The 20910-nt window shown below is 58.2% G+C and carries 18 protein-coding genes; 8 read left to right on the plus strand and 10 right to left on the minus strand.

What is annotated here, in order from left to right; all coding sequences use genetic code 11:
- Positions 1-90 precede the first annotated feature (90 nt).
- A complete protein-coding gene (locus AC5S16_RS16440) occupies positions 91-1851 on the minus strand; it encodes a tetratricopeptide repeat protein (protein ID WP_493931183.1) in 1761 nt (586 codons plus the stop codon).
- A gap of 337 nt (positions 1852-2188) precedes the next feature.
- Positions 2189-2659: a GNAT family N-acetyltransferase gene (locus AC5S16_RS16445; RefSeq protein WP_493931184.1), complete on the minus strand. Its 471-nt coding sequence runs from the start codon at positions 2657-2659 to the stop codon at positions 2189-2191.
- Positions 2660-2698: 39 nt separating this feature from the next.
- Between AC5S16_RS16445 and tilS the strand changes: the two genes are divergently transcribed.
- The 4 genes from tilS (at position 2699) to AC5S16_RS16465 (ending at position 6951) form a co-directional block, all read left to right on the plus strand.
- On the plus strand, positions 2699-4066 hold the full coding sequence (gene tilS, locus AC5S16_RS16450; protein ID WP_493931185.1) for a tRNA lysidine(34) synthetase TilS: 1368 nt from the start codon (positions 2699-2701) through the stop codon (positions 4064-4066).
- Positions 4067-4330: 264 nt separating this feature from the next.
- Positions 4331-6250 carry an ATP-dependent zinc metalloprotease FtsH gene (gene ftsH / locus AC5S16_RS16455; protein WP_493931186.1) on the plus strand — a complete coding sequence of 640 codons (1920 nt, stop codon included), beginning with the start codon at positions 4331-4333 and terminating at the stop codon, positions 6248-6250.
- Between the two features lie 128 nt (positions 6251-6378).
- Positions 6379-6579: a BrnT family toxin gene (locus AC5S16_RS16460; protein ID WP_493931187.1), complete on the plus strand. Its 201-nt coding sequence runs from the start codon at positions 6379-6381 to the stop codon at positions 6577-6579.
- 78 nt (positions 6580-6657) lie between these two features.
- Positions 6658-6951: a CopG family antitoxin gene (locus tag AC5S16_RS16465; RefSeq protein ID WP_493931188.1), complete on the plus strand. Its 294-nt coding sequence runs from the start codon at positions 6658-6660 to the stop codon at positions 6949-6951.
- Between the two features lie 48 nt (positions 6952-6999).
- On the opposite strand, the gene cysS is transcribed toward AC5S16_RS16465, so the two are convergent.
- Together cysS and tsaD are read right to left on the minus strand one after the other, a co-directional pair.
- On the minus strand, positions 7000-8478 hold the full coding sequence (gene cysS / locus AC5S16_RS16470) for a cysteine--tRNA ligase (RefSeq protein WP_493931189.1): 1479 nt from the start codon (positions 8476-8478) through the stop codon (positions 7000-7002).
- A gap of 54 nt (positions 8479-8532) precedes the next feature.
- Positions 8533-9681 carry a tRNA (adenosine(37)-N6)-threonylcarbamoyltransferase complex transferase subunit TsaD gene (gene tsaD, locus AC5S16_RS16475; protein WP_493931190.1) on the minus strand — a complete coding sequence of 383 codons (1149 nt, stop codon included), beginning with the start codon at positions 9679-9681 and terminating at the stop codon, positions 8533-8535.
- Between the two features lie 104 nt (positions 9682-9785).
- On the opposite strand from tsaD, the gene AC5S16_RS16480 reads away from it, so the two are divergent.
- From AC5S16_RS16480 to AC5S16_RS16490, 3 genes are all read left to right on the plus strand, one after another.
- Positions 9786-11150 carry a CCA tRNA nucleotidyltransferase gene (locus AC5S16_RS16480; RefSeq protein ID WP_493931191.1) on the plus strand — a complete coding sequence of 455 codons (1365 nt, stop codon included), beginning with the start codon at positions 9786-9788 and terminating at the stop codon, positions 11148-11150.
- Between the two features lie 110 nt (positions 11151-11260).
- Positions 11261-12115 (plus strand): non-homologous end joining protein Ku, encoded by an 855-nt coding sequence (gene ku, locus AC5S16_RS16485; RefSeq protein ID WP_493931192.1) that lies wholly within the window; start codon positions 11261-11263, stop codon positions 12113-12115.
- Positions 12116-12128: 13 nt separating this feature from the next.
- Positions 12129-12881: a class I SAM-dependent methyltransferase gene (locus AC5S16_RS16490; RefSeq protein WP_493931193.1), complete on the plus strand. Its 753-nt coding sequence runs from the start codon at positions 12129-12131 to the stop codon at positions 12879-12881.
- A 5-nt stretch (positions 12882-12886) separates the two neighbouring features.
- Here AC5S16_RS16490 and AC5S16_RS16495 read toward each other — a convergent pair whose 3' ends face one another.
- The 5 genes from AC5S16_RS16495 to ygfZ all read right to left on the minus strand — a co-directional run bounded on the left by AC5S16_RS16495 (position 12887) and on the right by ygfZ (position 17327).
- Positions 12887-13594, minus strand: coding sequence for a hypothetical protein (locus AC5S16_RS16495; protein ID WP_493931194.1), 708 nt, complete (start codon positions 13592-13594; stop codon positions 12887-12889).
- Between the two features lie 142 nt (positions 13595-13736).
- Positions 13737-14702 (minus strand): bifunctional riboflavin kinase/FAD synthetase, encoded by a 966-nt coding sequence (locus AC5S16_RS16500; protein WP_493931195.1) that lies wholly within the window; start codon positions 14700-14702, stop codon positions 13737-13739.
- Between the two features lie 2 nt (positions 14703-14704).
- A complete protein-coding gene (locus tag AC5S16_RS16505) occupies positions 14705-15484 on the minus strand; it encodes an MBL fold metallo-hydrolase (protein ID WP_493931196.1) in 780 nt (259 codons plus the stop codon).
- Between the two features lie 150 nt (positions 15485-15634).
- On the minus strand, positions 15635-16231 hold the full coding sequence (locus AC5S16_RS16510) for a DUF1844 domain-containing protein (protein WP_493931197.1): 597 nt from the start codon (positions 16229-16231) through the stop codon (positions 15635-15637).
- Positions 16232-16247: 16 nt separating this feature from the next.
- Positions 16248-17327 carry a CAF17-like 4Fe-4S cluster assembly/insertion protein YgfZ gene (gene ygfZ / locus AC5S16_RS16515; protein ID WP_493931198.1) on the minus strand — a complete coding sequence of 360 codons (1080 nt, stop codon included), beginning with the start codon at positions 17325-17327 and terminating at the stop codon, positions 16248-16250.
- A gap of 62 nt (positions 17328-17389) precedes the next feature.
- Here ygfZ and AC5S16_RS16520 point away from each other — a divergent pair, with 62 nt between their 5' ends.
- Positions 17390-18916, plus strand: coding sequence for a hypothetical protein (locus tag AC5S16_RS16520; RefSeq protein WP_493931199.1), 1527 nt, complete (start codon positions 17390-17392; stop codon positions 18914-18916).
- 228 nt (positions 18917-19144) lie between these two features.
- Here AC5S16_RS16520 and AC5S16_RS16525 read toward each other — a convergent pair whose 3' ends face one another.
- Positions 19145-20833, minus strand: a complete 1689-nt coding sequence (locus tag AC5S16_RS16525; RefSeq protein WP_493931200.1) for a peptide-N4-asparagine amidase — start codon at positions 20831-20833, stop codon at positions 19145-19147.
- Positions 20834-20910 lie beyond the last annotated feature (77 nt).

Genomic DNA, 20910 nt, shown 5'->3' on the forward strand with positions numbered 1-20910 from the left:
AAGCGTCTGAGAAGCCATAGCGATGCATTCATCCTATCGTGGCTGGCAATTTGTTCCTGTTGGTCGACGATTCGGAATCGCGGTTTTTCATCAATGCGGAGTACTGGTGGCCGGCTGCTGGGTTGCGGGTTGCGCATCGTCGTCGCCTGAGTCTTCCTGGTGCTGGGCTTGCTTCGGCAAGGCGAAGGGCTGCTTGATGCCTTTTTCGGCGGCGGCCTTGGTGTCGGGCTGGCCGTCGCGCACGGTCAACGCTGTCTTATATTCGGCGACAGCGTCTTCGCGCTCTTCGCGGATATCGTGAATGCGGCCGAGATAGATGTGCGACCAGGCCAGCAGGCGCGGGTCTTTGGTGAGGCGAATGGCATCGCCGAAATTCTTTTCCGCCTCCTCCATGTGGCCCTGCATGGCGTTGGTGACGCCGAGGATGTAGTCGGCGCGTCCTGGATCAGGAGTGTGCTCCTGCAGAGCAGTCTGTGCGAGCTTCTCCGCTCCGGCAGGGTCGCCCTGGTGGAGCTTGATTTCGGCGAGATCGAGTCCGTGCGGCTGCCGCGTCGCGTGGCGGATCACATCAGACGAGCCTTCTTCCGCGAACTGAATGTCGCGTGCGCGATGCGTCTGCTGGTCGACATCCATGCCATAAACCATCGGGCCGATGGCTTCCTTCAGGCTGTCCGGCGTGCGCTCAAAAGCAATGAGCTGGTCATAGAAATACTGCGTGAGCACGAAGCCGGAGACCATGCTCTGGGTGACGGAGCGCTGGCGCACAGCGGAGATCTTCTGCAGAGATGCGTTGCGCAGTTGGGTTTCGTGCTCAAGGTCGGAACGGCGCACGTCGGCGGGAATTTTGTATTCAGCGATGCCGGTGTCCATGGTGCGGGCTTCGACGGCGCGGATGAGGCACTCGATGACGAGCGAGACGATATCGGCGCGGTACTGGAAATCAAGAGGCGCATCACGGACGGTCTTCAGGATCGGCAGAATACGGTCCATGGCGGAGGCGCGCGAATAGAGCAGCGGCTCCACGACGTAGTGCAGGTAGGTGTGGCGCACCTCCTGCATGTGGATGGAGCCGTTGACAGGCGAGGCCACCACAACATAGTCGGGGCCATAGACGCGGGCGTTGGTTTCCGCGGGCGAGAGCAGCGGTTCAAGCACGACCACGAAGCGGATGCCGCTGTAAGTGCTGGCCGGCATTTTGAGATAGGTGTTGGTCGAGACGATCATCTCCGTCAGTGGATTGTGCAGCCGCGCGACTTCTTCGTCATAGGCCGTACGGTTCGAGACCCAGATGAGGTGCAGCTGTGCGGCGTCCACGAAGGCATGCAGCAGCGGAAGAATGTCGACGACCTGAACGGAGTCGGGCGGCATGTCACCCTGGTCAACGCTTAAAGCCAGTTCCGGCGGAGGCGTGAGATAGAGCGCCAGAGAGACATACTGCGCGAGATCGCGGCTGGCATCGGCCAGGCGGTGCTGGTTGATGAAGACGCAGAGCTTGTCGCGGGCGTCGCGGGCTTTTTCCGACTGCTGCGTTGCCTGGTTGATCTGGTCGCGCACGCGCGCGCGGACGGGATCTGACTCTGTGAGGCCGTTGTCATAGCCGCAGGCATTGAGCGTGGCGGCAACGTCGAAGAGCGCCTCGCTGGTCTGCAGGCTGACCGTGGGGCCTGCAGGATCAACAAGTGCCGGAGGTTTTTCCTGCGGCGGCTTGGCTGGCGGTTGCTGCTGCTTCTGGTTTCCTTTTGTCTGAGGAGCAGGTGCGGGGACATCGGCGGATTGCTGAGCTTGAGCGATGGAAAGAGCAGCAAGAAGCGAAACAGCCAGGAAGATACGCAGGTTCGGGAAAAGCGGCATTCTGTTGGGAACTCTTCTCAAGAAGTCTAGTGAAGCAGGTTGGGAGGGGTCAATGCTAGGGCACAGGGCTCAGGGTGCAGCGCTCAGGATTGGTTGGGGCTTGACTGGTTGCCTTGCTTCCCACACTTCCCTGCGCGAAGTATAGGGCACCCATGTTCCGGCACTCGATGCGAAAAGCAGGTTCTTCGACTACGCGCTCCTTCACCCCAGCAAGCAAAGACCACTTGCCGGGGACCCCGATTTCGCGCTCCGCTCAGAATGACAAACTAGTGTTTGCCGCTTAGGGTGACAACCTGATTTTCTGAGACCTGCGCCCTGTACGCTGCACCCTGAGCGCTTATGCTTCTACAGGCTCAACATAAAACATCTCGTTCGTCTGCCGGAAGCCATTGCTCTCATACAGCGGGCGGCCCTCGTCGGTCGAGTGCAAAGCCACCACACGAATCTTTCGGCGGCGCGCTTCGGCAAGCGCGTATTCAATGAGCTGGCTGGCAAGTTTTCTGCGCCGGTACTCGGGCTCGACATAGACATTCAACAAATAAGCGCGCTGCGTCGAGCGCGGATCGAGCGGGTGCGGCGGCCAATCGAGCAGCAGAATGCCTGCTCCGGCAATGACCTTGCTGTTGTCCTCGGTGAGCCAGCCGAGGTATTTGCCTTCGTTGATCATGCGCGTGACCCATGGCTCGAAGTGCTGCGACATGACATGCAGAACTGGGTTGTCCTGCCGGCCTGCATCGACAAACATGCGATGGCGGTGGCGGGTAATGGTGGCGGCGTCGGCGACGGTGGCTGCGCGGGTCTCAAGCATACGTGAGTCAGTATAAGGCTGTAGGATGAGTCTCGAAGAATGTCGAAACAGAAGCCATCTTCGCTGCCTCTTCTGACGGAGCATCTTCGCGCCGGGACTCGTCTGGGTGTGGCTGTCTCCGGCGGCGCCGATTCGGTCGCCCTGCTGCGAACGCTCACAGGCCGGTGGCAGGAGCTTGGACTGGCGCTGACCGTCCTGCATGTACACCACGGCATTCGCGGTGCCGAGGCGGATGCGGATGCCGTATTTGTCGAAGAGCTGGCGCGGGAGCTGGGAGTTCGTTTTCTGCGCCATGATGTGGACACTCCGCGGCACGCGCAGGAGAAACAGGAGACAATCGAAGAGGCAGCGCGCCACCTGAGGTATGCGTGGTTTGACGAGTTGCTGGCGCAGGGCGAGCTCGATGCAGTGGCCACGGCGCACACCCTCGATGACCAGGCCGAGACCGTGCTGCAGAAGCTGATCCGCGGGGCGTGGACGGAGGGGCTGGCAGGTATTTTCCCTGTAGTCGATCGTCCCGGCGGCGCAATCCTGCGGCCATTCTTGAAGACACGGCGCGCTGAAATTGAAGCCTGGCTGCGAGAAGCAGGCCAGGCGTGGCGCGAGGACTCGACCAATAGCGATGCAGCCTATATGCGCAACCGGATCCGGCATGAATTGTTGCCCGTGCTGACGGAGTTCAACCCGCAGGTCGCGGCGCATCTGGGACATGTAGCGGAGATAGCACAGGACGAGGACGCTTACTGGCAGACCGAGCTGGCGCGTGTTCTGCCATCACTGCTTCTGCCCGGGAGGGCGGTGCGCGGCGGCGGGCGGAGTGCCTCGACACATCCGGAGGAAGCGGCTCTCGGGATGGAGGTGGAACGGCTGCGGGCGCTCGGTCCGGCGCTGCGGCGCAGGGTTCTGCGGGCAGCAGGCGAGCGGCTGGGCTGCCACCTGAATTTTGACCAGACGGAAATGCTGCTCGATATGTGCGAGGGCAAAGCAGGGCGCAGGGAGGTGCTGACAGCCGAGATCAAGGCAGAGCGCACGCCACGCGAATTGAGGCTGGTCCGCGAAGCAGAAAAGCAGCAGAAGTTGCCGGAATATGAGCTTGCCATTCCGGGGCAGGTGACGGCGGAAGCCTTCGGCCTGCGGCTGACTGCAAGCACGGCTGCGCCGGATTCTTCTGCGCCTCCGGCCATGTTGCGGGTGCACAAGGCTGGAGATCGTGTCCTGTTGCAATACAGTAGCGGGCCGAAGCGGGTGAAGGAAGTCCTTGAGCGGATGCGGGTGGCTCCGGAGGAACGGAAGTGCTGGCCCGTGCTCGAATGGCAGGGAGAGATTGTTTGGATGCAGGGATCTGAGCTTATGAGCCACGCCGCGCAAGCTGCAGGCCTGAGGGTGGAAGCTGAAGAGCTGGCCTAATTCTGTTTCCGATTGATTTCAAATGGATTTCCACCCGAATGAGCAAAAGGTAACAGATTGCCGCGGTAACCGGGCCCTGCCCTCCCGGGTCACAAAAAAGCTGCGAAGCAAATTTCAATTGGAATGTTACTGGGAGTAAAATAAAAAATACGCTCATTGGGCGCCGAGAGTGTCTTTCCCGGCACTTTTTCGACGAAATTTGCGTCTAATGCAGGATAGAGGTGCGCCGTCGCGTGGCGGGCGCTTGAGAGAAACGAGGTTTTCGTGAATTCAACGGTCAAAACGATCATCTTCTGGGTATTCGTATTCGCGTGCCTGGTTCTGCTGTGGCAGGTATTCGAGAAAGGTACGGGCAGCGGCAAAGACCAGGAGATCGCCTTCTCACAATTTATGCAGGACGCCCAGCAGGGGCAGATCAGTGACGTGACCGTCTCCGGCAACGAGGTGCGCGGGCACTTCAAGAGCGACGCGAAGAGTCAGTTTCACGTAATTATCCCGACCGGCTACTCGAAGATGTACGACGTGCTGTCGGACAACAAGGTGTCGGTGAGCGTGAAGGACCAGAATGGAAACTCATGGCTCCCGATCCTGATCAATTTCTCCCCTATCATCATCATCGGCGCGCTGTGGTTCTTCATGCTGCGGCAGATGCAGACGGGCGGCAACAAGGCGCTCTCCTTCGGCAAGAGCCGGGCGCGGCTGCTCTCAATGCAGCAGAAGAAGGTCACCTTTAAGGACGTGGCCGGCGTTGACGAAGCCAAAGAAGAGCTGAAGGAGATCATCGAGTTCCTGCGCGAGGCGCAGAAGTTCCAGAAGCTGGGCGGACGCATTCCCAAGGGCGTGCTGCTGGTCGGGCCTCCGGGAACCGGCAAAACTTTGCTGGCGCGCGCGGTTGCGGGCGAAGCAAATGTCCCGTTCTTCTCGATCTCCGGTTCTGACTTCGTGGAGATGTTTGTCGGCGTGGGCGCAAGCCGCGTGCGCGACCTGTTTGAGCAGGGCAAGAAGAATGCTCCCTGCATCATCTTTATCGATGAAATTGATGCAGTGGGCCGCCACCGTGGCGCCGGCCTGGGCGGCGGACACGATGAGCGCGAGCAGACGCTGAACCAGCTGCTGGTAGAAATGGACGGTTTCGAATCGAATGACGGCGTCATTCTCGTGGCCGCAACCAACCGTCCCGACGTGCTCGATCCTGCGCTGCTGCGGCCCGGCCGCTTTGACCGCCGCGTGGTCGTAGGCCGTCCGGATGTGCGTGGCCGCGAGGAAGTGCTTCGCGTGCATTCGAAGAAGGTTCCGCTTTCCGACGATGTTGATCTTCGCGTGCTGGCTCGCGGAACACCGGGTTTCAGCGGCGCCGATCTGGCCAACATGGTCAATGAGGCGGCTTTGAACGCGGCGCGCGCGAACCGTAAATCGGTCATGATGCTCGATTTTGAGCAGGCCAAGGACAAGGTCCTGATGGGTGCCGAGCGCAAGTCGATGCTGCTGACCGACGAAGAGAAGCGCGTCACAGCCTATCACGAAGCCGGACATGCTTTGGTGGCGGCAATGCGCGATCACGCTGATCCGCTCCACAAGGTCACGATCATTCCGCGCGGCATGGCGCTGGGCGTGACGATGCAGCTTCCGGAAGACGACAAGCACACCGTCACCAAGGACTACCTGGAGACGCAGCTTGCCATCCTGATGGGCGGCCGCATTGCCGAGGAGATTTTCCTCAAGCAGATGACGACCGGCGCGGGTAACGACATTGAGCGCGCTTCTGATCTGGCCCGCAAGATGGTCTGCGAGTACGGCATGAGCAACCTGGGTCCGCTGACCTTCGGCAAGAAGGAAGAGCAGATATTCCTGGGCCGCGAGATTGCGCAGCACCGCGACTTCTCAGAAGAAACGGCGCGGCAGATCGACGGCGAAGTGCGCGGCCTGGTCGATACGGCGTACCGTTCGGCGTATGACATCCTGAATAACAACCAGGACATCATGCACCGCATGGCGCAGGCCCTGCTCGAGCGCGAGACGATCGATGCGAACGAGATTCGCATGATCATCGAAGGCAAGGAACTGCCCCCAATGAACCCGAGCAGCGGCGGCGGCACTCCGGTGGCATCGGACGTACAGCAGGTTCTGAAGCCCGAGCCAAACCGTGGCGGCGGATTGCCGGAAGGCAGCCCGTCTCCTGCATAATCTTCTTTAGAAATTGCTTCGAAGAAAGGCAGCCTGCGGGCTGCCTTTCTTATTTTTGAAATTCGCTATTCCATCAAAATTTTATTGCACATACACTGCACATACAATAGTATGAAGCTTATCGGCGAATGAGTCCAAAGATTCAGTTTGATTGGGACAAAGCGAATCAGGCCCACATTGGACTACATCAGGTGCTTCTGCACGAAGTGGAAGAAGTATTTCAAGACCGCTACGGGCTCATTCTTAATAGCTATGAACGCAACGACGAGCCGCGCTTTGAAATTCTAGGCAGCACAAGAGCAGGCAGGGTGCTGCGCATAGTTTTATGATTCGCAATGACCGGATCAGGCCGGTTACAGCTCATACTGCTGGCAGAAAGCTGCGCAAATATTACGCGGAGAAGTTGCATGAGGAAACAGATACCAGCATTTAAAACCGAGGAAGAAGAAGCCCGATGGTGGGACAAACATCGTGTTGAGCACGAAGACACAATGCTGGAAGACCTTCAAGAGAGCAAGGCGATTACGCTTGATCAGGCACTGGAACAGGCAAAATCCGGAGCAACGCCTAATATCACGATTCGCATCGACCGCGAAGATGTTGAACTCGCGAAACAGCAAGCCAGAGCAAAGGGTTTGCGGTATCAGACCTATCTGAAAATGCTGATTCATGAAGCACTGCACAAACGGCGCGCTTCGTAAGCAAAAATGGCGCGCGAGAGCACGCGTGTGCCTGGACGGCTAGTCCTCCTATTTTCGCTTCCAGCGGACTCCCTCTTTCGAGTCTTCGAGGATGACTCCTTTTTCGAGCAGCTCTTTGCGAATCTGATCGGCGCGGGCGAAGTTGCGCGTCCGGCGTGCCTGGTTACGCTCTTCGATCAATGCTTCGATCTCAGAGTCGCTCAAAGAGAGCTGCGCTTTCACTTCCGGAGCGACTTCATCGAGACGGCCTTCGCGTTCCGCCCATTCGAGCGCAAAGCGTGTCCACTCAGCATCGTGGTCTTCGAGCACAGCGAAGATCTTGTCGAAGTCGGAGAGCAGCTTTTCAATCTGTGCGATGTTTTCTGCGCCGAGCGTGCCGGCGTCCATGGCTGCATTGCTGGAGCGGATCAGCTCAAAGACTGCGGCGCGCGCTTCGGCAGTGTTGAGATCGTTGGCCAGCGCGGCGCGGAAATTCCGCGATGCCTGTTCTGTTTCTATAGCAAGCTGCTGATTTGTTTCTTTAGCTGGAGTGAGAGTGCGCAGGCGCTGATGGAATGTACGCAGGCGCTCGACAGCTCCGGTTTCCGCAGTTAGGCCTTCAAAGGTGAAATTGAGCTGCTGGCGATAGGGGACAGAGACGAGCAGGAAGCGGATGGCCGAGGCCTTGTAGCCCTTGAGCAGGAGATCGCGCAGCGTATAGAAATTGCCTTCAGACTTCGACATCTTGCGGCCTTCGACCAGCAGGAAGCGGACATGGAACCAATGGTGCGCGAAGGTCTTGTGTGTGGCTGATTCGGATTGCGCGATTTCGTTTTCGTGGTGGGGAAACATCAGGTCTTCGCCGCCCGCGTGCAGGTCGAAGGATTCGCCGAGATACTGCATCGCCATGGCCGAACACTCAATGTGCCATCCGGGACGGCCCGGCCCCAGCTCCGTCTGCCAGTGATATTCGCCGGGTTTGGGAGCTTTCCATAAAGCAAAGTCGCGGGCCGAGTCCTTGTCGTATTCGTCCACGTCGACGCGCGCGCCGTCGGTGATGCCGCTGAAATCTTTTTTCGAGAGCTTTCCGTACTCCGGAAATCCGGCAATGCGGAAGTACCAGGAGCCGTCGTCGGTCTTGTAAGCAAGGTCCTGCGCGGCGAGGCGCTGGATCAGCGCGACCATATCCGGAATATGCTCGGTAGCGCGGGCGACAATCTCAGGATGCTCGACAGAGAGCGCGTCTAAATCTTCGAAGAAAGCTTTTTCAAAGCGCGGAGTGTATTCACCGATGGGCACATGCGCCGCTGCGGCATTGCGAATGATCTTGTCGTCCACGTCAGTGATGTTCATGACGTGCTTGACCTTCATGCCGTTCAGTTCAAGCACGCGGCGCAACACATCAACGTGAAGAAACGTGCGGAAGTTACCGATGTGGCCGTAGTCGTAGACCGTGGGGCCGCAGGCATAGATGCGGAGCGCGTCGCCGTCAATCGGCTTAAGTTCTTCGATATTACTGGTAAGGGTATTGAAGAGGCGGATGCTCATTCGTGCGGTCAGATTCTGCGGCGTTTCGTTCACTTGCGATTGTATCAGTTGCATTTAACGCCCAAGCGTAAGCGAGGGCACTGCGGTCAGCTCAGGTGAGGCGAGTTCATCGGCCTGAAATTTCGGCCATGCGGCAGCCGCGATCATGGCAGCGTTATCGGTCGAGAGCGAGAGAGATGGGAAGGCAATCGGCAGGCTGCGCTCTGCGGCTTCCGCGGTAAAGCGCACTCGCAGCTCGCGGTTCGCTGCCACTCCGCCGGAAACGATGACACTGGCGGCGTCAAATGCTTCCGCTGCCTGAAAGGTCTTGCGCCGCAGGTCATCGACCACCGCGCGCTGAAAGGATGCGATGAGGCTGAGCGTCTCTTCATCGCAGAGCGCAAGCGCGTCGGCCGGTCTTGCATTCGGAATCTTTGCAAGTGCCTCCCGGCGCGCCGCGATGGAGGCGAACATCTCGTGCGTCTCCACATAGCGCAGCACTGCGGTTTTGATACCGCTGAAAGAAAAAAAGAACTGCTGGCTGAATGACACGCTCTGCGTTTCTTTGCGATGAACTTTGGGTTTGATCTGCGCAAAGGAGAATGGGACAGCTTTCGGGTCACCGTGTGGAGCGAGCGCATCGATCCACGGGCCGCCGGGATAGCCCAGCCCAAGCAGCTTGGCTACCTTGTCGAATGCTTCGCCGGCAGCGTCGTCGACGGTGTGGCCGACATTTTTGTAGCGCCACGTCCGGCCATGCTGACGCGCGAGATAGAGATGCGTGTGCCCTCCCGAGACGACCAGCGCCAGCGCCGGCAGCGGGACGCGGCCTTCATGCAACTGCGCCTGTTCGAGCAGGACGGCATGGATGTGGCCTTCGAGATGATTGACTGCGACGAGCGGCTTGTTGAGCGCCATGGCAAGCGACTTGGCATAACTGATGCCCACAAGCAGAGCTCCGGCAAGGCCTGGGCCTTCAGTGACAGCGATAGCATCAAGATCGTCGAGGCTCGTTCCTGCTTCGGCCATCGCGGTGCGGATGACAGGCATGATGTTGCGCAGGTGCTCGCGCGAAGCAAGCTCGGGCACAACGCCGCCATACGGAGCGTGAGTGGCGATTTGCGAGGCAACTACGCTGGACAGCGTTTCCTCGCCGCGACGCACGACAGCAGCTGCGGTTTCATCACAGGAGCTCTCTATGCCGAGAATAAGGCCAGTGGGCATCTATATCTATAGTAGAAGGAAACTGCAGATTCCTCCGCTCCACCACCCCAGCCTGCGAACACCGCGCAGTCCGGGGACCCCGGTTTCGGTCGGAATGACAGCTGATGAATAGAACACACGCACAAATCGCCGCAGAACACATCGTAGAGCGCCTTCGCGCTGAAGGCTACGATGCGTATTTTGCCGGCGGATGTGTGCGTGATCTGCTGCTCGGGCATGTCCCTGCTGATTTCGATGTGGCTACAAGCGCGCGCCCGGATGTGGTGCTGAAGCTCTTTCCACGAACTTTCGCTGTAGGCGCGCATTTTGGCGTCGTGTTGGTCGCTGATGAAATTGACGGCGACGAGATTGTCACCGAGGTAGCTACCTTTCGCAATGACGGCAGTTATTCTGATGGACGCCGTCCTGACGAGGTGAGTTTCTCGACCAGCGCACAGGAAGACGTTCTGCGCCGCGACTTCACTATCAATGGAATGCTGCTTGATCCGCAGTTGCTGAACGAGATTGGCGATCCTGCGCAGGCGACGCTGGATTACGTAGGAGGCCGCGCCGATCTGGCTGCGGGCATTGTCCGGGCGATTGGCGATCCCGAGCGGCGCTTTAAAGAAGACAAGCTGCGCATGCTGCGCGCTGTGCGTTTTGCAGCGCGGTTTGAATTTGTCATCGACACAGTTACAGAAAAGGCGATCCGCAGTCACTCGGCTGAGATCGGGCAGGTAAGCTGCGAGCGCATTCGTGACGAATTGACCCGTATGCTGACCGAAGGCCATGCGCGGCGTGCCTTTGAGCTTCTCGACCAGACAGAGCTGTTGAAGCAGGTGCTGTCAGAAATCGACCGCCTGCACGGAGTAGAGCAGCCGCCGGAGTACCATCCGGAAGGCGATGTGTGGGTACATACACTGCTGCTGCTCGAAAAACTACCCGCAGGCGTCTCGCCCACGTTGGCCTGGGGAGCGCTGCTGCACGATGTGGGCAAGCCCGCAACATTCGAGCGTGCTCCAGATCGCATTCGTTTCAACGGCCATGTGGAAGTGGGCGTTCGCATCGCAGCAGACATCTGCCGCCGCCTGCGATTTTCAAACGAGGAGACGGACCAGATTCTCGCGCTGGTCGAAAACCACATGCGCTTCGGCGATGTGATGCGGATGAAGGAATCGACGCTGAAACGCTTTTTCCGTCTGCCGGATTTTCCCGAACACCTCGAACTGCACCGCATCGACTGTCTTTCCAGCCACCGCGATCTGTCGCTCTATGAATTTGCGAAGCAGCACTACGAAAACATGCCGGAAGATGCGATGAAGCCAGCCCTGCTCATCACTGGCCGTAATCTGATCGATGCCGGTTACAGGCCCGGTCCCCAATTCAAAGAAATGCTGTCCCTCGCTGAGGATGCGCAGCTCGAAGGCCGCATCCGGACGAAAGAAGAGGGAATGGAGCTACTGCGCGGGAGCTTCGCTCATCACAAATAAAGTGAGGCCTTCAAGCCCGTACCTCGGAAAGCATCATTTTTGGTGCAATCGTCCGGCCAGCCAAGGTACAATGGGCATCCTGACTGTTTGTAGCGTAAAGGATTGCATTTATGGCGTCTACGGTTTGGAAAGGCTATGTTTCCTTTGGTCTGATTTCGGTGCCGATCCGTTTGTTCGTGGCGGCGCGTGAGCAGCATGTGAGCTTCAACCAGGTGCACTCGGTCTGCGGCACGCGCGTGAAGCAGCAGCTCTTTTGCCCGACGTGCGAGCGCGTGGTCGAGCGCAATGAGATTGCCAAGGGTTATCCGGTCGATCGCGATACCTATGTGCAGATCACGCCGGAAGAGTTGAAGGCTCTCGAAGCCGAGTCGTCCGAGACAATGGAGATTGTCCAGTTCGTGAAGCTGGACGATGTCGATCCGATCTATTACCAGACTTCGTATTACACGGTTGCCGAAGACCCAGGCCGTCGCGCCTATGCGCTCATCCTGCGCGGCATGGATCAGCTGAAGCTGGGGGCGATTGCTAAGATCACGCTGCACCAGCGCGAGCAGATCGTGATGATCCGGCCTTACCACAAGGGACTGGTGCTGCACACGCTGTTCTATCCGGCAGAAGTGCGCGAAGTCGCCGAGTATGGCGAGGACAAAGACATCGGCCTGCAGAAAGCAGAGATCGAGCTCGCCGAGCAGTTCATGAAGCAGCTGACCTCAAAGTTCGAGCCGGAGCAATTCAAGGACGAATACCAGGAGCGCGTCGAGAAGCTGGTGGAGCAGAAAGAAGCCGGAATGGCGCCGAAAGAAGAGAAGCATCCGAAGAAGCGGATGGCTCCGGTCATCAACCTGATGGATGCCTTGAGGAAGAGCATGGAAGAGCAGGAAGAGGCTGTGGGCAAGAAGGGACCGCAGCGCGAGGCTGAGGCTGCTCCTGCTAAGTCAGCCGGACGGCGAAAGAAGGCCGTTTAGATGACCGCGAAATATGGCCCGAAACAAGCCTGATTACGGCATCGATGCTCCCGGTGTTCTGCGCAATCTCTTCCTGTTCGGAGTTCTGTGCCTGCTGATTGGAATCTTTGGACCCCCGCAGATCAGCCTGGGCAATATCACTTTTCAATTGCGGCCCATGTTCTTCTGGACAGGCATCGCGCTCGTGCTGGAAGGACTTCTCTTTCTGCTGTACGTGAAGTACGGCAAGTTCCGTCACCGCGACCTCATGCTCTCACTGCATCCATGGAGCGGCAACGAGCAGGTGCTTGATGTTGGCTGCGGTCGCGGGCTTCTGCTGGCTGGAGCGGCAAAGAAGCTGGCATCCATCGGCGGGAGCGGGCAGGCAACCGGCATTGATATCTGGTCTCAGCAGGATATGGGCGGCAATTCCGAAGCGGCTACGCGCCGGAATCTCGAACTGGAGGGAGTCAGCGAGAACTGCACGCTGGTCGGCGCGCCCGCACAGGATATGCCGTTTCCTGACGGCGCATTCGACGTAATTGTGTCGAACCTCTGCCTGCATAACATCTATGATCGCCTCACGCGCGAGAAGGCGCTTCAGCAGATTGTTCGCGTGTTGAAGCCCGGAGGAACGGCCCTTCTTTCTGATTACAAGAACACCGGCGAATATGCTGATGAGCTTCGTCGTGCCGGACTTTCGGTCACGAGAGAATGGAGTAATCCTCTCTACACTTTTCCTCCTTTGCGCATTGTGATTGCTCGCAAGCCTGCGGCTGGCAGATAGTTTCTTTAGTGAACGATGTTCTTCCCGAAGCGGAAGACCGGGCCAACGGAGACACGGGTGGTCCAGCGGCCGTTCTCCAGAAGATCGTCGAAAAGATGGTTGTGAACCACATCGACTTGCGCGCGCACGCCGAAGTGATGCGACGCGTTCCAGTCAAACCCACCGCCAAATCCATAGAAGCCCGTCCAGTCAGTCTTCTTTCCCGAGGGCGCAAGCTGCTGCACGATCAGTGCTGCAACCGGATCGGTCGGGTGCGGTGTCGATGTCTCATGAATGGCGCCGATCGAAGGCCTTACAAAGAGCGTGATGGGAACAAAGTGCCGGTAGACCAGCTGCGGGCCGGCGGCGAAGGTCTGCGTTGTGTTGTCTGTAGGCACGGAAAGCTGATAGTTCGGCGGGATGACGCCTTCGGCTTCAAGCCCGGCCAGCAACTGGCCAATCTGCGCCTGGAGCGAAGGCAGCAGCAGATTCGGCGTCAGCGAGTTGTGTCCTTTCACTATGGAGTAGTCAAAGCCGCCGCCCAGCCACGTCCTGAGATTGACGCCAACCTGCAGGTGATAGCCGTGTTCAGCAAGATTCAGGCTCGGAGACTCGAAGTAAGTGAAGCCGGAATAGATTTCGTAACGCGAAACATCTGTCTGCTGCGCGGAGGCTTGAAGAGGAAGGCTGAAGACCGCGGCAGCGAAAGAACTGAAAAGCAGTTTGCTGAACATGATGTTCTCCTTGCAAAGCAAAATGCCAGACCGATTCAAAACAAGCGGAAAGATTACTCACCAGAGTGAAGAGTTGGCAAGGGCAGGGAACAGGCGATGTTCATGGAACGATAGAGCAGGAACTTTGAGAGTGAAAGTCCCTTTACTGGCGGCACCGCAGAATCTTCATCAGGTGGAAATAACGCTGCGCCTGCGCTACATCTCGCAGAATCTGTGCTTTCAATGCTTCCGGTGAAGGAAAACGCATTTCGGAGCGGATACGCCGCAGAAAAGTTAGCTCAAGCGGAGTATCTTCGCTCAACTCGACAGGGTGGAAGTCGAGCAGATGAGACTCTACGGCAAACGATGCTTCACCGAAGGTAGGGCGGTTGCCAACGTTGGTGACGGAGTTGAAGACCGGGCTCTCCGCAGCATCGCCGATCTTCATGCACGTAATGTAAACTCCGTGCGCCGGTAACAGCTCTTCGTAGGGGGAAAGATTGATGGTGGGGACGGTGAGCTTCGAACCAATGCCGCGTCCGCGTGCCTGTGTCGCGCGGATGGCAAAGGGTCGGTCCAGCAGAGCGCGCGCCGCGGTCATGTCTCCTTGAGCGATGCGCTCGCGCACTTTGCTGCTCGAAACAAGAAGACCCCGGACAGTACACGTATGGTGCGCGTTGACGGCGAATCCCAGCTCACGGCCGAGCTCAGCCAGCTCTGCAATGCCGGCCTGCGCTTGATAGCCAAAGCGAAAATTGTCGCCTTCATGCACTTCCACTGCATGTAGTCCGTCGCGCAGCACATCGCGCGCGAAAGCCTCGGCAGAGAGATGCGAGAAGGATTCCGTAAAGGGAAGGACTACTGTTGCATCAAGGCCGGTTTCGGCGAGCAGGTGAAGGCGTTCCGGCAGTGGAGTGATGAGACGAGGCGCAGCTTCCGGGCGAAGCACGCGGACAGGATGCGGATCGAAGGTGACTGCGATGCATCGGGCCTTCAGCTCTCTCGCGCGGCTGCGCGCATGATCGATGATCCAGCGGTGTCCGCAGTGCACGCCGTCAAAATTGCCGATGGCGATGACCGTCGGGCCATAATCGGCGGGAAATTCTGCGAGCGTGTGGAAGACCTGCATAGCTATAGCTCGATAGGAATCCGCAGCCCATCATAGGCGAGACGGACATGGGGCGGCAGCTCATTTTCTGTGTCTGCGTGATGCACTTCATGCGACATGTGTGTGAACCACGCGCGGCGTGGCTGGAGGCGGTCAATCCAGCGCAGAGCCTGGTCTATGTTGGCATGACTTGGATGCGGAGCCGGGCGCAGAGCATCAATGATGACCACGTCGAGCTTCTCAAGCAGCGGCAGGCTCTCGTCAGGAATGATGTTCATGTCGGTGAGATAGGCGGCGTTTCCGAAGCGGAAGCCTGCAGCTTCGGTCTCGCCGTGAATCAGCGGGATGCGTTGGAACCGTGCTCCCTGAATTTCGACCGACTCTGTTCCTGCAATGCGGTTCATTTTGACGCGCGCGCGCGTGGGGTATTTTGATTCAGCGGAAAAAGTATAGTCGAAGACTTTCTCGAGGATGCGCGCTGATGCGTCGTCGGCATAGAGCGGAACGTGTCCATTGGGATGATCAAAGGTGAGCGGACGCAGGTCATCGAGGCCGAGAATGTGATCGGCATGCGCGTGCGTGTAGAGCACGGCATCGATGTGCCGTATATTTTCGCGTAGCGCCTGCATGCGGAAATCCGGGCCGGTATCGATGAGGACGCAATGGCCGTCCCATTGAATGGCGACCGATGGGCGTGAGCGGCGGTCTCTCGGATCGGGAGAAGTACAGACGCGGCAATCGCAGCCAAGTGTGGGCACGCCCATGGATGTTCCGCTGCCGAGAAGGATGAGAGTCGCTTCCATGTGAGATTGCCCGGGAGCCAGGTGCCTCTTTGAAAGGGCACGACTTTAGTCGTGCCGTAAGGTTCTAAATCGCCACGGTTTTAGCCGCTGAGGGGAATTTGCCTTCAGCTCAACACCGAAATTTCAAAATATCTGGATTCAATTGGCAGGTCATTTTTTCGCAGGGGGCGGTTGCTGCGCCGATTTCGAGATGGCATTCGTGATCTCGACGAACATCATGCGCACGTCGAAGAGAGCATTCTGTAACAGCCGCTGTTCTTTTTCTGTGAGGTTGCCCTTGGTCTTCTCCTGCAGAATCGAGAGCATGTCGATGCTCTGGCGCGCGCCGATGATATCGATGCGCGGCTTCTGCCCGGGCTCTGTTCCGGCGCCCATGGCGACGAGCGCGGAGAGATAGATAGACTGGATGACATGCTCAAAGCCGGCTTCCTGCGCCGTCTCAAGGCCCGGGTTTGCCTGGCGCAGCATGTTGTCCATGTCCTGCGTTGATTGCTGATAGGCCTTATGCTGCTCAGCGGATTCCTGCACCGATGGCCCGGCGAGTTCTTCTTCCGCCGGAGCAGGCGATTCCTCGACAGGTGCTTCCGCTTGTTTCGGTTCTTCCTGCTTAGGCGAGGGCATGGCGATGACGCGCGCGCCGCTCTGCTCTTTTTCCTGCTCGGTTGCGGGAGCGTCGTCGCGGCGCTCGCCTTCCACGGTGAACTTGCGCCGGTCGGTAACAGTAAATGAAGGTGGTTTTTCGTCCATGATCTCTTTTCCTGGTTTAAGGTAGCGCTGGAGGCGAGTCGAGCGGCGTAGCTGTGCCTCCTGAATATGTGATGACTGCCTTGCGCTCCAGGGCTTCAATGCGGATGAATCCAAGAGCGAGCGTACTGGTGAATCCGGGCAGCGCATAGTGCATGGCGCTGGTGATTTCTCCAATGGCTTTGTCATCGCCTTCGGCGTGCAACTCTGTTCCAGGCAGCGGCACCTCGCCGTTCAGCTCAAACTGGCGCAGATTGCGGTGCACCGTGGCGCGCGAGCGGATACGCTCGACGATTTCCTGGCCGAGATAGCAGCCCTTGTTAAAGTTGAGCGCCCGCGTCTGGCTGGTTTCCTGCGGCAGATAGCGGTCGGTGATGTCTGTGCCGTACTGCGGCGTGCCCTCAAAGATGCGGAGGCCTTCAACAGCAGAAAAACCAGTGGGCGCGGCCCCGGCTTCGATAAGGATTTTCCACGCCTCGGCAACGTGTTCCGCAGCCAGCCACAGTTCAAAGCGCGGCACTAGGACTTCATAAGCGCGGACGACAGTTACCGGAATCCCTTTAAGGCTCGCTTCCGCAAAGCCCAGTTTTTCCGGGACCGGGATACCGAGGGCCTCAAGAATTTGAGGAGCTTGCGGTCCAGCCAAACCAAGAGTGGTGTTTGTTGCGTCTAACTCAAGTAGCTCCACGTCGTCCATGATGATGAAGTGGTCCAGATGCGCGAGGAGGCGCGGCGCCTGAGCACGGTCGGTTTCAAGCAGAAGATGGTCAGGCGAACGGAAGACGTAACCATCGCCCTGAATCCGTCCCTGCGCATTGAGCACGAGCGTATAGTTGCCGAAGCCTTCCTCCAGTCCCTGCACCGTATTGGTCACCATGCCGTTGAGCCAGCGCAGGCGATCTTCCCCGGTAATGCGGATGCGTGTAAGGTAGCCGAGGTCATAAACGCCGGCCCCATGCATCAGGCGGCTGAGTTCGATGACGCAATCGTCAAAAGAATAGGGCGTGATGCGCCCGAGATGCATCTGAAGATCAGACCCCAGATCGAGAGCGGCGAGCGGAGTGTGTCCGTCCGCAACAAGTTGTGGCGTTTGCCCCATAGCAAAATTATAGTCTTCGCAAGACAGGCGGATTTATGGAGAGGTCAGGAATGACGTTGAGGATGAAAACAGCAAGTCGACTCGCTTTGGTTCTGACGGTTTCGGCCGGATTGTGCTTTGGGCAGGCCACGGATAATGCCACCGCCCCGAAGATAGCTCCGCATGAGATGCACATTACGCCGGACCAGGCCAAGGAGCTCTTCCATTCGGTCGGCATCATCCTGAAATTCGCCTCCGATGACTCGAAGCTGCCCATCCGGCATGATGTGAAGCGCAAGCTGACCACGCGCGACGCGGTGGAAAAATACCTTACTGAGAAGATGAACGACGACAAGGACGCCAAGCGCATGGAGCGCTCCGAGATCGTTCTGAAGAAGTTCGGCCTGCTCGACCGCGATTTCCAGCTGCGGCCTTTTCTGCTGCAGCTGTTGAAGGAGCAGATCGAAGCCTACTACGACAGCAAGACGAAGACCGTGAACCTGCTCGACTGGGCGACTCCTGATACGCAGAAGCCGGTGCTGGCGCACGAGCTGACGCATGCGCTGCAGGACCAGCACGTGGACCTTGAGAAGTGGGAAGACGTGACCAGCGATGACCTGGCCCGCAACGTAAAACAGGACAACGATCATATCCAGACCGATGAGGTCGACACGGCGCGCGAGGCGGTGCTCGAAGGGCAGGCCATGGCCGTTTATATCGACTATTCACTTGCGCCTTCCGGCAAGAGCTTGCTGACGGCCCCTGATATGCCGGACGACATCGGCGATGGAGGAGACACCTCTGATTCGCCTGTGCTGGCGCGCGCACCGCTGGTCCTGAAGGAATCGCTGCTGTTCCCTTACCAGGACGGGCTGAAGTTTGAGCAGGCCTTACTTAAAACCAAGGGCCAGGAGGCGGCATTTGCCGGCGTGCTTGACCGTCCTCCCTCATCCAGTTTTGAGATCATCAACCCGCACGCCTACCTGCGCAAACAGACTGCTCCGGTGCTGCGCATGCCCGATGTGCATACGTTGCTTGATGCGGACTACGATCCCTACGACGTGGGTGTGATGGGGCAGCTGGATGTGCGTATGCTGACGGAGCTGTTCGGCAGTGACCAGGTATCTGCCGCGTTGACGCCGGCCTGGGATGGCGGTATCTACTATGCGGTGCAGAGCAAGAAGGCGAAGACCGATGCGGAGAAGAACTCCACTGCATCGGTTGGTTTGCTGTATCTTTCGCGCTGGAAGTCGCCTGAAGCTGCGAATGCATTCGCCAAGCTATATGTCGATGAGCTGGGCAAGAAATACTCCGGCGTAAAACGCGATACCGGAGCTGAAGGTGACCAGTCTGAGCAGGTCTACAAGACCAGCGAGGGCCCGGTGCTTATCAATACCAGCGGGCGCATGGTGTTTGTGAGCGAGAGCTTCGACCTGAACACGGCGCGAAAGCTGGCCTTCATGATTACAGGCGCGCAGAGCGGCAATGAAGACATGCAGTCGGCGCATCTCAAGATGCCTCTGCAATCCGGCAAAGGGCATGAGCTTTCCGCCAGCATGGTGCGTTTCTTTTCAGGATGCGGCATGATGCGGGCCGCAGTTGCCCATTAGCCAGTGTCGAGTCGAACGAGCGCTGTGGCTTACTGGTTTGCCAGCTCTTGAGCTTTCAGCTTCTCTGAACCAGGGATGTATTTGGGTAGAAGCACCGGCCTTTAGGCCGGTGAATATGTGCTGAAAAACACAGGGGCTTTAGCCCCGGCCATGGACGAGCGATTCATCAGGCAAAGCCTGATGACACAGTCGGCAGGCGCAGAGTGATATCCACGCCTGCCGGTCATGCTACTGATTCTTCCCTCTCGGGCACCCTTGTCCATCTGTGACTGCGGTCAACAACCCAGCCGAGGATGTGAGTACGCGGCTGTAGCAGTAGCCCGTGGAGTCGTGAGTGAAGTACTTCTGCGAACTGCTGCGGTTGGTCTGGCCGGTAGTTGCTCCGCTTGAGTCAAAGAGCCAGGTATCCGCGGTGTTGACGTCGTTCTTTGTTTCCGAAGTGTAGAGCGGAAAGCCATTCACCAGGTCAGTGTCCAGCTGGTGGAAGCCCTGCTGAACGGTGGTCGCCTGCTGGCTCGATCCATCTGTGTTTACCGTGTAGTTGTAGGCGAGCGAAAGTGGATAAGAAAGACTCCGTTTTTTTTCATTCACAGACCAGCCGTTTTTCGCGATTGTATCGGACGAAATCTCAGTGCCCTGCACAATGGCCTGTTCATATTGACTGCTGCCGATAGTGAACTGCTGGTTGTTGGTGAAATTGATGGTCTGCTGAACGGTAGTCTCCACGCGGCCATGCGAAGTATTCGCATATCCAGTGATGCGGTAATTGCGCAGGTTTGCCGTGTTTACTGTGCCGCCGCTCGCGCTTACGCCCTTGTCGTTCACGTAGGGAGTGGGCGCGGCTGCGAGCGTGTTCTGCGTCACTGCTCCGGTGACGGACTTGCCTCCGTGGTCTTCAAAGACAAGCAGCGTGCCCGTGACCGCGAAGTAGCTGTCAGCATTGAAGACGCTCAATGCAACGGTATGCGACTGGCCGTTCGAGAGCACTCCGGCAAACGGCGTCAGGTCGACGCGGTAGGGAACGAAGTTCAGAGTCTGCACTCCGGGGATGGGCGCCCAGAGATAAGGATCGATGCCGCCGGTGAATATCCATGGATAAACCGGAGCGACGCCGGCGGGCTGTCCGTCGATGGTGATTTCCGTCTCGCGGAAAGCAGTCGATCCGCAGCTTTCAAGAGTGCTGGTGTCGGCATTGGGAACGCAGGTGTACCAGAACTCGTCGGTCGATTGGCCCTGGGCAAACACATCGAGATAAGCGCGCTCAACGTTCTTTGGTAGCGTCAGCGTCTGCGACAGTTGGTCAGTTGGAGTGTTGAGATATGCCGAATCAGTCGCGCCTGTGGGCAGCGCAATCACCTGGTCGGCTGTCTGTGGAGCAGGCGCGAAGAATGCCGCAGGATAAAAGAGAAGCTGCGCGGTGCCGTGAATGATTCCGGTATAGGTGGAATCGACGAGGTTATCAAGGTGGATGTCGCCGCTCTGTGTTTGTGTGAGCAGCGCGGAGTAGTCTGTGAGGTCGCGCTCGATGTGCCATGTCGGCGCGACCGTTGCCCGCGGTTCCGGTGTGGTTCCAAAGTAGACATTCACGCCATTGATAAACATCTTGGCAGTGCGGTCGAATTGCCTTCCTGCATTCTCATTGAAGTCGGCTGTGAGCACGACCTTCGCCCATGGGCCGGGGCAGTTTGCGGGCGGCGTATAGCTGAAGTCTCTCGGATTGAAGTCGTCGAATGTGAAGTCAGTAAAAAGCGTTACCGTGCAGGGCTTGGTATTCGGGCGGCGTACTGGCGGATCGGCGGTCGCTGTGTTGGGCGAGCCGGCAACAGGCGTTTGCGCAAGGCCGGAGCATACTGCTGCGCCAAGCGTGACTGCGGCGAGCAGATGCTTCCAGCAATTCTTAAGTTTTGGGGATGTCATGAGGGTGCTCCTTCTCACAGCGTGGGAAGCATAGCACGGCCATTTGCTTTGAGAAATGGCAGAGATGAAGTTTGGAA

This window comes from Acidobacterium sp. FHG110202_01 (assembly GCF_059115305.1).